Source organism: Mucilaginibacter sp. (assembly GCF_964263795.1).
In the GTDB taxonomy this organism is placed as follows: domain Bacteria; phylum Bacteroidota; class Bacteroidia; order Sphingobacteriales; family Sphingobacteriaceae; genus Mucilaginibacter.
In genome coordinates, this window is sequence record NZ_CAXVWK010000032.1 from 37,308 (window position 1) to 50,634 (window position 13,327).

The window sequence follows — 13,327 nt, forward strand, 5'->3', positions numbered from 1 at the left end:
TTGGCATTTTATATCTCACAACCATGAACCAGCAGCAGGTAATTGAATACATTAAAAACAATAATATACAGAAGGTAAAATTTGCCTTCGCAGATATCGACGGTATTTTGCGGGGCAAGGTGATCAGCCAGAAAAAATTGTTAGATGGTATGCAGGCCGGTTACGGGTTTTGTGATGTGGTTTTCGGGTGGGACAGTACCGATGCAACATACGATAATGTACAGCTTACGGGCTGGCATAGTGGTTACCCGGACAAATTGTGTTTTATTGATCTGTCAACATTTCGTACAGTGTCCTGGCAAAACGATATCCCGTTTTTCCTGGCTGATTTCAGCGGGCCGGAGGGTAAAGAACTGCCCGCTTGTCCGCGCAGCCTGCTAAAACGTATTGCCAAACAAAGCGAAGATATGGGCTACCATGCCGAATTTGCACAAGAGTTTGAGTGGTTTAATTTTAAGGAGATACCGGAAACCTTACAGGCCAAAGGCTTTGCCAATATGCAGCCACTCTCCCAGGGCATGTTTGGCTATTCTATATTACGGACGTCGCAAAATAGCGAATTTTATTATGACCTGTTTGATTTGCTAACCAGTTTTGATATCCCGATTGAAGGCTTGCATACCGAAACCGGGCCTGGCGTTTACGAGGCCGCAATTATGCATGACGAAGTTTTAAAAGCCGCCGATAAAGCGGTTTTGTTTAAAACCGCAGTGAAGGAAATTGCCTCAAAACACGGCCTTACTGCTACCTTTATGGCTAAATGGAACGCCGACCTTCCCGGTTGCAGCGGCCACATTCATCAAAGCCTCTGGTCGAAAGATATGGCCCGCAACCTGTTTTTCGATGCGGCCGACCCGGATAAAATGAGCGAATTGCACAAGCAGTATCTTGCGGGACAATTGTATTGCATGCCGCATTTACTGCCCATGTACGCACCAACAATTAATAGCTACAAACGCCTGGTAGAAGGAGCATGGGCGCCTACAACCATTACCTGGGGAATAGATAACCGTACCACCGCGCTAAGGGTAATTAATACGAACGAAGGTTATACGCGTTTGGAAACACGTATCCCCGGGTCTGATACTAATCCGTACCTGGCAATCGCGGCCGCTTTGGCATCAGGGTTATACGGTATTAAAAATAAGCTTAAACTTAATATAGCAGCCACTGTTGGTAACGGTTATCAAAATAAAGCCAACGGCAGCCTGCATGCCAATCTGTTTGACGCTGCCACAGCCATGCAAAATTCTGATATCGCAAAAGAACTCTTCGGCGAGGGCTTTGTACAGCACTTTACCCAAACCCGGCTTTGGGAGCACCGCCAATATGCCAAAAGCGTAAGCGACTGGGAATTGAAAAGGTATTTTGAAATTATATAGCTGGATTAAATGGACTTTCACTTAATTATAAAATCGGCTTGGGAGGGGTATGACGCTTCAAAAACCATTAAGGATATTGAAGATATCAGTGCGATGGTTTCTACCAATCATGTGTACAGGATCACGTTTGATGATGAAGATATTATCATCGCCAAGCTTTCATTCTTTGGTAAGTATGAGCATTTTAAGGAAGATCACCGGATCATACAATCATTATCTAACAACCTTTTGTACCCGTTCGAAAACCTGTTGTCCAAGTCATTATTAAAAAACAACCGCGTTTATGTTTATCGTTATAAACAGGGTAAAACAGATGCTTGGGTAGTATTTTACAACCCAACCCGTATCATGAACAGGCTGCCGCGACGGTTAGATGAAGACATGATCAAAACTTTAGGTTCGCAGTTAGGCAAATTTCATAAGGCCTGCTCACGCATTAAAAATGTGCTGCCAAAATCGTCCAAGACTTTACGTACCGATATTTATGATCTGCAGCGGCAGCTGGATAAGAACGAACGCAAGTTCGGTACGGCGATGCAGGTTGACTTTTTAAAATACCATTGCGAGCAATTCCTCAAAAACCGTTCGAAATATAATATGAGCTCGTTTGAGATCATCCCCGTTTTTATTGATTGGAATATTGGTAATTTTTCGGTAACGCCTGATTTGGAGCTTTACTCACGGTGGGATTATGACTGGTTTAGAATGAGTTATCGCTTGCTTGATTTTTACTTTTTTAGCCGGGTAGTATCAGATGCAGGCGACAGGACGGTTTTTAGCTACGTGATAGGCCCGATGATGGAAGACCGCTTTATCATCTTCCTGAAAGAATACCATAAGGTAAACCCGGTTACGGCAGACGAGATCCGCTTTCTGAAGGAAGCTTACCGCTTTTTTATCCTTAATTATGTAATTAAAGATGGTAAATTTTTCTTCAACGAGCAGTATGCTAAAAAGCTGCAGGCCGAAGCGATGGAGATTTACCTGCCGTCGGTCGACCGGGATTTTGATGCTGAAGTTATTATTAAGGCACTGGGCCTCGAGTAAATTTAGGCTGAATAAATGCATGTGTATTCCTAAAAGGAGTGTTAACCCATGCTTTTTGTAAATAACTAATAATCAATATAATAGCCTCTATTTATCAAAAAAGTGTAAACCTTTGTTAACCTTTGTATCACTTTTTATCAACTTTATCACCTGTTAAAAATATGAAACGCATCGAAGATTTTAAATCTATAATTGACCGCTACGAGATCATATTTTTTGATGCATTTGGTGTGTTAAAAACCCATAGCGGTTTGCTGCCCGGCATTGAGCGGACATTTGCTTATTTGCAGGAGCAAAACAAGGAATATTACATCGTCACTAATGATGCGTCGCGCAGCCCTGTGCAATTAGCGGAATCGTATCATAAATTTGGCTTGCATGCGGTAACCGCCGACAGGATCATCTCATCCGGCATGCTTACCAAAGAATACCTGGATTTAAAGGTGAATGATGGCATTGTAGCCTACCTTGGCACCGATGATTCGGCCCATTACCTGGAAAGCGCCGGTTTGCATACCCTGCCTATCCGCGATATCGACAGCTCCAATATAGATAAAGTAAACGTGCTGGTATTTATGGATGACGAAGGGTTCGACTGGTGTAGCGATATTAATAAAACCGTTAACCTGCTGCGCAAGCGTACCATCCCATCCATAGTAGCCAATACAGACAAGGTATACCCGGTATCGCAAACCGACGTAGGTATAGCCATTGGCAGCCTTGCCGGCATGGTTGAAGATATTGTTGGGAAACAGTTTATCCGTTTTGGCAAGCCCGATTCGCAAATGTTTATGTTTGCTTATGATATGATTCGAGAATACCGTAACATCAGCAAAAAGGATATTGTGATGGTTGGCGATACCCTGCAAACAGATATCATAGGTGGTAATAAATTTGGCCTTGATACAGTGCTGGTACTATCAGGCAACACGCTCCCGGCAGATGCCGAAAACAGGATTACTGCAACGGGCATTGTGCCAACCTATATTTGCGACAGTGCCGTTCTGGGACCCGAGGCTTTAGGATTTTAACATGTATCATGAAAAAGATAACCATTAATATACTCTTGTTTTTTCTGCTTACCGCGGCGGCATTTGGCCAAAAGAAAACATTCACTAACCCGTTACTGCCCTCCGGGGCAGACCCCTGGGTGATCTATCAAAACGGGTATTACTACTACACGAACTCCATGCAGAACAGCCTGGTGATCTGGAAAACGAAAAGCCTGGCCGATCTAAGCACCGCTCAAAAGAAAACCGTCTGGACGCCGCCCGCCAATACCATGTACTCAAAGGAGCTGTGGGCACCCGAGTTGCACTATATCAATAAAAAGTGGTATTTGTATTTCGCTGCGGATGACGGCGACAATAATCACCACCGTTTATACGTATTGGAAAATTCTGCCGCCAACCCGCTTACCGGCGAGTGGACCTTTAAAGGTAAGATTGGCGACGCAACCGATAAATGGGCAATTGACGGTTCGGTTTATAAACACAAAGGCCAGCTCTACATGATATGGGCCGGGTGGGAAGGTGACGAAAATGGCCAGCAGGATATTTACATTGCCAAAATGAGTAACCCCTGGACAATTAGCGGTAACCGCGTTAAAATTTCGAGCCCGCTTTACGACTGGGAAAAATACGGCGACCTGCACAACGAGGGTAATCCGCCGCATGTTAATGTAAACGAAGGTCCGGAGATTTTAGCCCACGGCAACAAGCTGTTCCTGATCTATTCTGCAAGCGGCTGCTGGACGGATTTTTATGCTTTAGGCATGCTCACCGCGTCAGCTAACAGCAACTTGATGGATCCAGTGTCATGGAAAAAATCACCGCAACCGGTATTTAAAAGATCCGAAGAAAATGGTGTTTACGCTCCGGGCCACAATTCATTTTTTAAATCGCCGGACGGCCGCGAAGACTGGATCATTTATCATGCTAATTCAAAGCCGGGGCAGGAATGTGGTGGTTTCCGTTCGCCAAGGATGCAGAAATTTACCTGGAACAAAAACGGAACGCCGAATTTTGGGTTACCTGTAAAGGAAAACACGCCATTAGCCATACCATCACAAGCCCAATAACAAACCTCTAAAATATTATGCAAAGCTCTTTTAAAAAACCATCTTTAGCCATTGCAATTGCCTGCGGCGTATTTTTTGCAGCATGTAATCAATCGGCTAATAAAAGCACAACTACCATGACAGACAGCACAGCATCGAATACAACGGCGCCAAAATTGCCGCCCGCGTCTGCTTTTGAGAAAACTATCGACGGTAAACAAACACACTTGTACGTGCTTAAGAACAAGCATGGCATGGAGGCTGCTGTTACCAATTATGGAGGCCGCATTGTAAGCCTGTTAGTGCCTGATAAAAATGGCAAATTAACTGATGTTGTTTTAGGGTTTGAAAGTGTTGAAGGGTTCGAAAACTCAAAGGAGCCATACTACGGCGCAACCATCGGTAGGTTTGGTAACCGTATAGCAAAGGGCAAATTTAAGCTCGAGGGTAAAGAGTATTCATTATTTAAAAATAACGGGCCTAACACCCTGCACGCAGGCAAGCCGGGTTTCCAGGCGGTGGTTTGGGATGCAAAACAGGTAGACAGCGCTACGTTAGAATTAAGCTACGTGTCTAAAGACATGGAAGGCGGTTTCCCGGGCAATCTTAAGGTTAAGGTTACCTATACTATTACAGATGATAATGCTATGAAAGTTAGTTACGAGGCAACCACCGATAAAACTACGGTGGTGAACCTCACAAATCATGCTTTTTTTAATTTGAACGGCGAAGGAAGCGGTACCATCTTAGATCATTTGGTACAGATCCACGCGGATAATTACACCCCGGTTGACAGTACACTGATCCCTACAGGTAAGATCGAAGCTGTTGCAGGTACGCCATTTGATTTTAGTAAGCCAACAACTATCGGCGCAAGGATCAATACCGACAACCAGCAATTGAAGGATGGTAAAGGGTATGATCATAATTTTGTATTGAACAAGCATGATATAAGCACATCTGTAGCCACGGTTATTGGTGACAAAAGCGGCATCAAAATGGATGTTTATACTGAAGAACCGGCGTTGCAATTTTACAGCGGTAATTTTATGCAATCTCAAAACGTGATGAAGGGTGGCAAAAAAGATGAATTCCGTACATCATTTGCAATGGAAACCCAGCATTACCCGGATTCGCCAAATCAAATGTCGTTCCCGACCACGGTTTTAAATCCTGGTCAAACCTACCGCACTCAATCTATCTATAAATTTTCTGTAGCAAAATAAGGGTATTGAATTAAACAGTATTTAAACTCCTCATGGCGAATCAACCAAGAGGAGTTTATTTTTTACATTGTTAAGCCCAAAGCACTTACTTATTATCAGCCGTAAATTGTTTCCAGTCGGTTGGTGTATCAATGTCTATTGCACCTAAAGGGAATTCAATAGAAACCATATCGTCAGCATGCTGGTCTAGAAGTTTTTTTGCACCTTCGGTACCGTTCAACGCAAGTAAATAGGGAAAGTATTTGCGTTTGAAAAGGGCAGGGGCACCAACCGTGTTTTTGTATGCCGAAGCAACAATGCCTTTGTCAACCTTTAATGCGGAGTCTGCAAGCTGTTTAAGTAAAATGCTGTCGGCATGCGGCTGATCGCAAAGCATGATAGTGGCCGATGATACCTGTAGATAATCGTTACTGATTTTTTCGATAGCCAATCGAATGGATGATGCCATACCTTCCGGCCATTGAGGGTTGTAAAGGACTTCAATACTTTGGTCTTTAACCGAAAACTCGATATTTTCACGATTGGCTCCCAGAACCACCAAAACAGTTTTCGATACGCGTTTAGCCTGCGTTATAGCTGTTTGTAAGAGCGTTTCACCATTATAATTCAAGTTCTGCTTTGGCGTGCCCAACCGGCTGGATGCCCCGGCCGCTAAGATGATAATGGCGTTCATTGTATGGTTGGTTCTGTAGCAATAACTTGCTGGGCAATCTGGTCATCTGTCCGGTTATGAATGATTGCTTTATGCCTTAACGAAGCGCCATTGCGTTTGCGCAACACGGCCTGGATCTCTGAAACGATCGATAGCGCAATTTCTTCCGAATTCTCAGACCCGATATCCAAACCGGCAGGTCCGTAAATAGATTGCAACTGTTCTGTTGTGATGGTTAAACCCTCATCTTTTAATTCATCAAGCATCCTTACTAAACGCTTCTTAGGCCCTAAAGCACCGATATATACAGGCAACCGCTCTAGTAACTGTTTTAATATGGCCATATCGTAATTGTAGTTATGCGTCATCAGCACAAATACGGTGCGATTATCTATGAGGATATCAGCGAATGCCAAATCCGGTTTGGCATCAATCAATTTTTGAGCCTCTGGGAAACGTTCGCGCGACAAGTAGTTTGCGCGGCCATCAATTACGGTTACCTGCCAACCCAATACCGAAGCCAGGTTAGTCAATGGGATAGCATCATTACCCGCACCAACAACTACCAGTGAAACTGCCGGTTGCAGCAATTCTATGAAACAGGTAAATTTATCCTGATAAATGTATGTCTTGGTAACGGAGTTGCCGTATTTAAGTACATAACGTGCATCCACTAAAACGGCATCCTGTATCGTTCCGTCAGGAAAAACCCCGGCAACTTGCTCCTGATGATCCATCAAAGCACATGTGCCAGGTTGCGGTGCCTGTTTGTCATTTAACGAAAAAACGGTGATCAGCACCGCCGGTTGGCGACTGCTCAAAAAACGTTTAAAAAGGTCGATAGGGTTATTTATAGCCCCCGGAGTAATCGGCTCTATCAAAATATGGATAATGCCATTACAGCCTAAGCCAACGCCCAGCTTGGCGTCTTCGTCATCCGTAGTATCATAAGTTACCAGCATTGGCTTTTGCTGGGCCATAACCAGCCGGGCTTTGCGCAGCGCGTCGCCTTCTAAACAACCGCCGCTAATGGCACCGGTTAATTGTCCGTCGTCGGTAACCAGCATGCGGGCACCCGCCCGACGGTACGATGATCCTTCTACATGTACAACAGTAGCTAAAGCCGTTTGCTTACCGCCATTCTGGGCGTGTTCAAACGCCGCTATTATATCTTTTAACTCTTTCAATTAATTACCCAAATTTTGTAAATCAACAATTGCAGTTACTTTAGGTTCTGTTCGCTTTATAAATATATTGCTTTTGCATGTATAAAGCCACTTTATATCAGCTTTGTAATTCCTAACTTTACATTCAACTGCAAAACTTTGATTTGCGGATATTGTTATCAACACATACTTTAACGCACTTGCTTTTAGATAATCACGGAAGAAAAATTAATTACCTGCGCCTGGCCGTTACCGACCGGTGTAACCTACGCTGTTTTTACTGCATGCCCGAAGAGGGCCTTGATTGGTTATCCCGTAAGGAATTGATGACCTACGAAGAGATGTTGCAGGCTTGCGCTTTGTTGGTGAAAATGGGAATTGAAAAGATCCGGATTACTGGTGGCGAACCTTTTGTGCGTAAGGACATTATGAAGCTGCTTACTGCGCTATCTGAACTTGATGGTTTAAAGGAGTTAAGTATCACTACCAATGGTGTAATAACCGCGCCCCATGTTGCCCAATTGAAGAGCATTGGCGTTAAAGCCATAAATTTAAGCCTGGACACGCTTGACGCCAACCGTTTTTTTGCAATTACCCGTCGGGATGAATTTGCCAACGTAATGCAAACGATGGAACAATTGCTGCTGCATGATATTGAAGTAAAAATCAATACGGTAGTCATGACAGGCAAAAACACGCAGGATATTATCCCGCTGGTAGAACTCACCAAGGATTTACCAGTTAGTGTGCGTTTTATTGAAGAAATGCCTTTCAATGGCGAAGGCCACAGCTACAGTGGCATTGTTTGGGATTATGTAAGGATCTTTGATGAGATCCGACGGGTTTTCCCCACTATTCAAAAAGTTCCCGATCCTTTGTATTCCACATCCTACAACTATGAAATACCGGGCCACAAAGGCGGTATAGGTATTATTGCAGCTTACTCGCGTACGTTTTGCGGCACCTGTAACCGTATCCGAATTACACCGCAAGGCACTTTAAAAAATTGCCTGTATGATGATGGTGTGTTGAATATCAAAGATCTGATGCGTGCCGGCACCGATGATGTTTCACTTGAGGGGATATTGAGGAATGCGTTTAATAACCGCGAGAAAGACGGTTGGCAGGCCGAACGCAAACGCCTTGAAAATCCGGATTTCCATGAGTCGATGGCTACCATTGGCGGTTAACAATTTATAGTATGATTACCGTAGAACAAGCCGAGCAAATCATACTCGCCCAGATAGAAGATTACGGGACTGAAGAGGTCCCGTTTGAACAAGCCCTTGGCCGTGTATTAGCGAAAGACTTTCTTGCCGACCGCGATCTGCCGCCTTTTAACCGGGTGACAATGGACGGTATAGCGATCAAATATTCGGATATTGTAGATGGGGTAAATACGTTTAGAATTGCAGCAACCCAAGCCGCAGGAGATGAACCGATTGCGATTGAAACCAACAACGAATGCATCGAGATCATGACGGGAGCTGCGCTGTCAGGTGATTTGGATACTGTAATCCGTTACGAAGATGTAGAGATAACTAACGGCAATGCCCGGTTGCTGACTAATGATATTAAACAAGGACAAAATATTCACCTAAAGGGTAAGGATAAGGAATTAGGCAATGTAGTAGCAAGTTCAGGCCAACTGGTTACACCTGCTATCATTAGCCTGGCAGCATCGGTTGGCGCGGTGTTATTGACCGTCAAAAAACTACCCAGGGTGATGATCATATCATCGGGCGATGAGTTGGTAGATGTTAACGATACACCGTCTGATTACCAGATAAGGCGTTCGAATAGCTACACGATCAAAGCAGCGCTTAAAAATCATGGCCTGGATGCCGATACCATTCATATCCCCGATGATCCCGAGGTTACTAAAACTCAGATACAAAATTGCCTTCAAAATTATGATGTGTTGCTGCTCAGCGGCGGCATCTCTATGGGTAAATTCGATTATATACCGCAAGCCCTTGAAGATTTGCAGGTAAATAAGCTTTTTCATAAAGTTCAGCAGCGGCCGGGCAAGCCGTTTTGGTTTGGCAAACACGCAAAAGGAGCTGTGGTATTCGCATTTCCGGGTAACCCGGTAGCCACGTTTATGTGCCTGCACCGCTATTTTTTATCATGGTTACATGCAACTTTAGGTTTGCCAAAGCAAACTGCAATTTATGCGCAGTTAATTACTGACTTTAATTTTGCACCGCCGTTAACCTACTTTTTGCAGGTTAAGCTAAGTTACTCACAGCAGGCCGTATTGCAGGCGCAGCCCATTGAAGGCAATGGTTCTGGTGATTTTGCTAATTTAGCTGATACAGATGCATTTATAGAACTGCCTGCCAATCGAAATGAGTTTAAAAAAGGTGAAGTTTTCCCCGTGATCAAATTTTAAATATGCTTAGTCACTTAGACAATCAGAATAACCCGGCAATGGTCGATGTATCAGCAAAGGCGGTAACGTGGCGTACGGCAACAGCGCAAAGCATTGTGGTGCTACCTGCTGAAATTATGGAATTATTAAGCGGGGGGGAACTACAGACTAAAAAAGGAGCGGTTTTTCAAACGGCGATCATAGCCGGTATTATGGCAGCCAAAAAAACCGGTGATCTTATCCCGCTTTGTCATCCATTAGGGATGGAGAACTGCGTAGTAACCATTCGCGTTTCATCAGCTTACGAAGTGGTGATCCAATGCACGGCCAGCATTACGGCAAAAACGGGAATCGAGATGGAGGCCTTGGTCGGTGCATCAATGGCGGCGCTTACGGTTTATGATATGTGCAAAGCCATGAGCCATGATATTGTTATCAAGGAAACAAAGTTGATCGAGAAAACAGGAGGTAAGCGTGATTTCAAAAGAGCATAGCAAGCACGCAAACATTACCAGACCCTTAACAGGTAACTTTGGGCGCAATGAATGGGCTATTTTAGGCGGACACTGCACGGTGATAAAATTTTTGGCCGATCAGGTGATAACCGCGCTGTCTACCCGGTACAAATGCGCTTATGCGGACACCTCGCATCCAAACGACATTGTACAAGTGCCGGGCAAATTAGCTAACGGCGCTGTTTTAGAATATACAGATCAGATCAACTACAGCCAACTCAATTATAACGAACCATTAGACGCTTTTAAACAAAGGGAGTTGTTCTCGCAGATGGACTTGATTTTGGTAAATGGTAATCACCAGCAGGCCAAAGCTCAGGTTGTAATTATCGATCCTAATAAATATGCCTCACTGCAAAAACGGCTTGATCAATTAACAAATGTCGAATTGTTTTTACTTGCCGATAATACTGATGTGATCCCTGATTATATCCAAATCACTTTTCCTGAATGGCGAAAAGTGCCTGTGCTGCGTTTAAATGAAGATATTCAACAAATCATCAACTTCTTTGCAGAGCGTTTACAGCGGGCCACACCCGTTTTACATGGGCTGGTACTCGCAGGTGGTAAAAGTACCCGCATGGGATCGGACAAAGGGGCAATGAATTGGTTTGGTAAAGAACAGCGCTATTATATGGCCGACTTGCTAAAAAAACATTGCTCCAACGTGTTTATATCCTGCCGGGACGTAGACCAGCAACAGGAGATAGACCCTGATTATTCAAGCATCCCAGATAGCTTCACCGGCCTTGGGCCGTATGGTGCTATCTTATCGGCTTTCCGCCAGCAGCCTGATTGTGCATGGCTGGTTATTGCCTGTGATTTACCGCTGGTCGACGACGTAGTATTACAAACGCTGGTAGTTAACCGTAACCCGGCGAGCATCGCTACGGCATTTAAAAGTCAGCATAATGACTTTCCGGAACCGCTGATAACTATTTATGAACCAAAAGGTTATCCAAAGTTACTTCAATTTTTATCACAAGGATATTCCTGTCCTCGTAAGGTACTTATCAACAGTGACGTTACGCTACTTTCGCAATCGGATGAGAACGCACTGGCCAATGTTAACACACCGGAAGAAATGGAGCGCATAAAACTCATCCTTCATCAAAAAACAGCAACTAAAGATGCAAAATGATTGGGCAAGATATAGCTGCCAGATGGCGTTGCCCGGTTTTAACCAATCGGCGCAAGGCCTGTTGCAGCAGGCCAAAGTACTGATTGTCGGTGCAGGCGGTTTGGGTTGCCCTGCTGCGCAATACTTAACATCCAGTGGGGTAGGCACATTAGGCATAGCCGACTATGATAGGGTATCAGAAAGCAATTTGCACCGCCAGATCCTTTATACTCCGGATGACATTGGCTTGCTAAAGGCCGAAGTTGCACACGCACGGTTATCCGCACAAAATCCGGGCATACAAATAAACTTGCATACTACAAAGATCACATCTTATAATGTATTGCAAGTATTTGAGGATTACAATCTTGTACTTGATGGTACGGATAATTTCGAGACGCGATATCTGCTAAACGATGCCGCAGTTTTACAAAATAAGCCGTTGGTGTACGGGGCCATATACCAATACGAAGGCCAGGTGGCCGTTTGGAACCTGCCTAATGCCGATGGTACCCGCGGTCCTAACTACCGCGACTTATATCCGCAGGTAAATGCCGCACAGATCCCCAATTGTTCAGTAGGTGGGGTAATACCTACTCTGGCAGGTATGATCGGGTGTATGCAGGCAAACGAAGTTATTAAAATCATCACAGGCACCGGCGAGGTGCTTGCTGGTAAGGTGCTGCTTTTTGATGCGCAAAGCATGCAAAGCAGGATAATAGGATTGGGCAAAACCTCCAAAACAAACATTAGAACATTACAACCTACTGCTGAAATCCCAATCTTAACTGCTGCGGAAACCCGGCAGATGATAGCTGATGGTAAAGCAACACTGGTTGATGTGCGCACCGACCAGGAACGGGATGAATTTGATATCGGCGGGCTCCACTTTGAGCTTGATGAGGTGGCAGATAACCTTGATCTGTTTGAGGCGGGTAATATGTATATTTTTTACTGTTCATCGGGCAAGAGGAGCGGCGAAGCAGTAAAGTTGCTACAGCAGGAATTACCCCGTGTAAACGCCTTCTCTTTATCAGGTGGGTTAGGCGACTGGCTTAAAACCGATTAAAGCTAAACACTATGGGTGAGCGGCCACCCAAACCTCGCCATCTTCAAAAAACTCTTTTTTCCAGATAGGTACAGTTTGCTTTAGCGTATCTATAATATACCGGCAGGCCTCAAATGCGGCATCCCGGTGAGCTGCCGATACCGCTATCACAACAGGAACCTCGCCAATTTGTAATGAACCGGTGCGGTGATGTACCAGCACTTTCTTTAAAGGCCACATTTCGAACGCTTGTTCGGCAATTTTATTCATCTCTTTAATAGCCATCGGCTCGTAAGCCTCAAAATCGAGCTTTATTACCGTTTTACCTTTGGTAGCGTTGCGTACTGTGCCTATAAAAACGTCTATCCCACCAGAATCAGGCGACATGACCCAGTTGATGCAGGCCTGTATATCTAATGCCTCCGAATGAATTTCTATCTGTGTTTCCAACCGTGTAGTATATTGTTATCCGCCGCTCACGGGGGGTATAATGGCTATTTCGTCGCTTTCGTTTATTGTCAGGCCATCTGCCGCATATTCGTTATTTACAGCCACCATGTAACTGGCTAACTGTTTCAATTTTGGGTATCGGTTCTCGAGCGCGGTCTTAAGCAGCGCAGTATCTGCATTATCTGGTAAAGGTAGGTTTACAAACGCTGCCCCAAAAATATCTTTGGCAATCCCAAACGCAAGTATTTTGATCTCCATAAATTATTAATGCCACAAATATGCAACAAT

14 protein-coding genes are annotated in these 13,327 nt (G+C 44.4%); 10 read left to right on the plus strand and 4 right to left on the minus strand.

What is annotated here, in order from left to right:
- Positions 1-23 precede the first annotated feature (23 nt).
- The 5 genes from ACE5CV_RS06255 to ACE5CV_RS06275 all read left to right on the plus strand — a co-directional run bounded on the left by ACE5CV_RS06255 (position 24) and on the right by ACE5CV_RS06275 (position 5,714).
- Positions 24-1,382: a glutamine synthetase family protein gene (locus tag ACE5CV_RS06255; RefSeq protein ID WP_374949310.1), complete on the plus strand. Its 1,359-nt coding sequence runs from the start codon at positions 24-26 to the stop codon at positions 1,380-1,382.
- A 9-nt stretch (positions 1,383-1,391) separates the two neighbouring features.
- Positions 1,392-2,429 (plus strand): hypothetical protein, encoded by a 1,038-nt coding sequence (locus ACE5CV_RS06260; RefSeq protein ID WP_374949311.1) that lies wholly within the window; start codon positions 1,392-1,394, stop codon positions 2,427-2,429.
- 161 nt (positions 2,430-2,590) lie between these two features.
- A complete protein-coding gene (locus ACE5CV_RS06265; protein ID WP_374949312.1) occupies positions 2,591-3,460 on the plus strand; it encodes an HAD-IIA family hydrolase in 870 nt (289 codons plus the stop codon).
- Between the two features lie 8 nt (positions 3,461-3,468).
- Positions 3,469-4,509, plus strand: a complete 1,041-nt coding sequence (locus ACE5CV_RS06270; protein WP_374949313.1) for a family 43 glycosylhydrolase — start codon at positions 3,469-3,471, stop codon at positions 4,507-4,509.
- A gap of 17 nt (positions 4,510-4,526) precedes the next feature.
- On the plus strand, positions 4,527-5,714 hold the full coding sequence (locus ACE5CV_RS06275) for an aldose epimerase family protein (protein WP_374949314.1): 1,188 nt from the start codon (positions 4,527-4,529) through the stop codon (positions 5,712-5,714).
- Between the two features lie 85 nt (positions 5,715-5,799).
- Here ACE5CV_RS06275 and ACE5CV_RS06280 read toward each other — a convergent pair whose 3' ends face one another.
- Entirely contained in the window at positions 5,800-6,387 is a 588-nt protein-coding gene (locus ACE5CV_RS06280) for an NTP transferase domain-containing protein (RefSeq protein ID WP_374949315.1), read from the minus strand.
- Entirely contained in the window at positions 6,384-7,553 is a 1,170-nt protein-coding gene (locus tag ACE5CV_RS06285; RefSeq protein ID WP_374949316.1) for an XdhC family protein, read from the minus strand. The genes ACE5CV_RS06280 and ACE5CV_RS06285 overlap by 4 nt, the downstream gene beginning before the upstream one ends.
- A gap of 179 nt (positions 7,554-7,732) precedes the next feature.
- On the opposite strand from ACE5CV_RS06285, the gene moaA reads away from it, so the two are divergent.
- From moaA to ACE5CV_RS06310, 5 genes are read left to right on the plus strand one after another with little or no spacing between them, the layout of a single operon-like run.
- The gene (moaA, locus tag ACE5CV_RS06290) at positions 7,733-8,722 is read left to right on the plus strand and encodes a GTP 3',8-cyclase MoaA (RefSeq protein ID WP_374949317.1); all 990 of its coding nucleotides are present in this window, start codon (positions 7,733-7,735) and stop codon (positions 8,720-8,722) included.
- A gap of 11 nt (positions 8,723-8,733) precedes the next feature.
- Positions 8,734-9,927 carry a molybdopterin molybdotransferase MoeA gene (locus tag ACE5CV_RS06295; RefSeq protein WP_374949318.1) on the plus strand — a complete coding sequence of 398 codons (1,194 nt, stop codon included), beginning with the start codon at positions 8,734-8,736 and terminating at the stop codon, positions 9,925-9,927.
- 2 nt (positions 9,928-9,929) lie between these two features.
- On the plus strand, positions 9,930-10,400 hold the full coding sequence (gene moaC / locus ACE5CV_RS06300; protein WP_374949319.1) for a cyclic pyranopterin monophosphate synthase MoaC: 471 nt from the start codon (positions 9,930-9,932) through the stop codon (positions 10,398-10,400).
- A complete protein-coding gene (locus tag ACE5CV_RS06305) occupies positions 10,381-11,562 on the plus strand; it encodes an NTP transferase domain-containing protein (RefSeq protein ID WP_374949320.1) in 1,182 nt (393 codons plus the stop codon). The genes moaC and ACE5CV_RS06305 overlap by 20 nt, the downstream gene beginning before the upstream one ends.
- A complete protein-coding gene (locus ACE5CV_RS06310) occupies positions 11,552-12,610 on the plus strand; it encodes a ThiF family adenylyltransferase (RefSeq protein WP_374949321.1) in 1,059 nt (352 codons plus the stop codon). The genes ACE5CV_RS06305 and ACE5CV_RS06310 overlap by 11 nt, the downstream gene beginning before the upstream one ends.
- Before the next feature lie 9 nt (positions 12,611-12,619).
- Here the strand turns inward: ACE5CV_RS06310 and ACE5CV_RS06315 are convergent, their stop codons facing one another.
- Together ACE5CV_RS06315 and ACE5CV_RS06320 are read right to left on the minus strand one after the other, a co-directional pair.
- Positions 12,620-13,039, minus strand: a complete 420-nt coding sequence (locus tag ACE5CV_RS06315; protein ID WP_374949322.1) for a molybdenum cofactor biosynthesis protein MoaE — start codon at positions 13,037-13,039, stop codon at positions 12,620-12,622.
- A 15-nt stretch (positions 13,040-13,054) separates the two neighbouring features.
- Positions 13,055-13,297 (minus strand): MoaD/ThiS family protein, encoded by a 243-nt coding sequence (locus ACE5CV_RS06320; RefSeq protein WP_374949323.1) that lies wholly within the window; start codon positions 13,295-13,297, stop codon positions 13,055-13,057.
- Positions 13,298-13,327: the final 30 nt, after the last annotated feature.

Coding starts and splice junctions, on each gene's coding strand:
- ACE5CV_RS06255 (WP_374949310.1), top strand. CDS start 24: ATGAACCAGCAGCAGGTAATTGAATACATTAAAAACAATAATATACAG.
- ACE5CV_RS06260 (WP_374949311.1), top strand. CDS start 1,392: ATGGACTTTCACTTAATTATAAAATCGGCTTGGGAGGGGTATGACGCT.
- ACE5CV_RS06265 (WP_374949312.1), top strand. CDS start 2,591: ATGAAACGCATCGAAGATTTTAAATCTATAATTGACCGCTACGAGATC.
- ACE5CV_RS06270 (WP_374949313.1), top strand. CDS start 3,469: ATGAAAAAGATAACCATTAATATACTCTTGTTTTTTCTGCTTACCGCG.
- ACE5CV_RS06275 (WP_374949314.1), top strand. CDS start 4,527: ATGCAAAGCTCTTTTAAAAAACCATCTTTAGCCATTGCAATTGCCTGC.
- ACE5CV_RS06280 (WP_374949315.1), bottom strand. CDS start 6,387: ATGAACGCCATTATCATCTTAGCGGCCGGGGCATCCAGCCGGTTGGGC.
- ACE5CV_RS06295 (WP_374949318.1), top strand. CDS start 8,734: ATGATTACCGTAGAACAAGCCGAGCAAATCATACTCGCCCAGATAGAA.
- moaC (WP_374949319.1), top strand. CDS start 9,930: ATGCTTAGTCACTTAGACAATCAGAATAACCCGGCAATGGTCGATGTA.
- ACE5CV_RS06310 (WP_374949321.1), top strand. CDS start 11,552: ATGCAAAATGATTGGGCAAGATATAGCTGCCAGATGGCGTTGCCCGGT.
- ACE5CV_RS06320 (WP_374949323.1), bottom strand. CDS start 13,297: ATGGAGATCAAAATACTTGCGTTTGGGATTGCCAAAGATATTTTTGGG.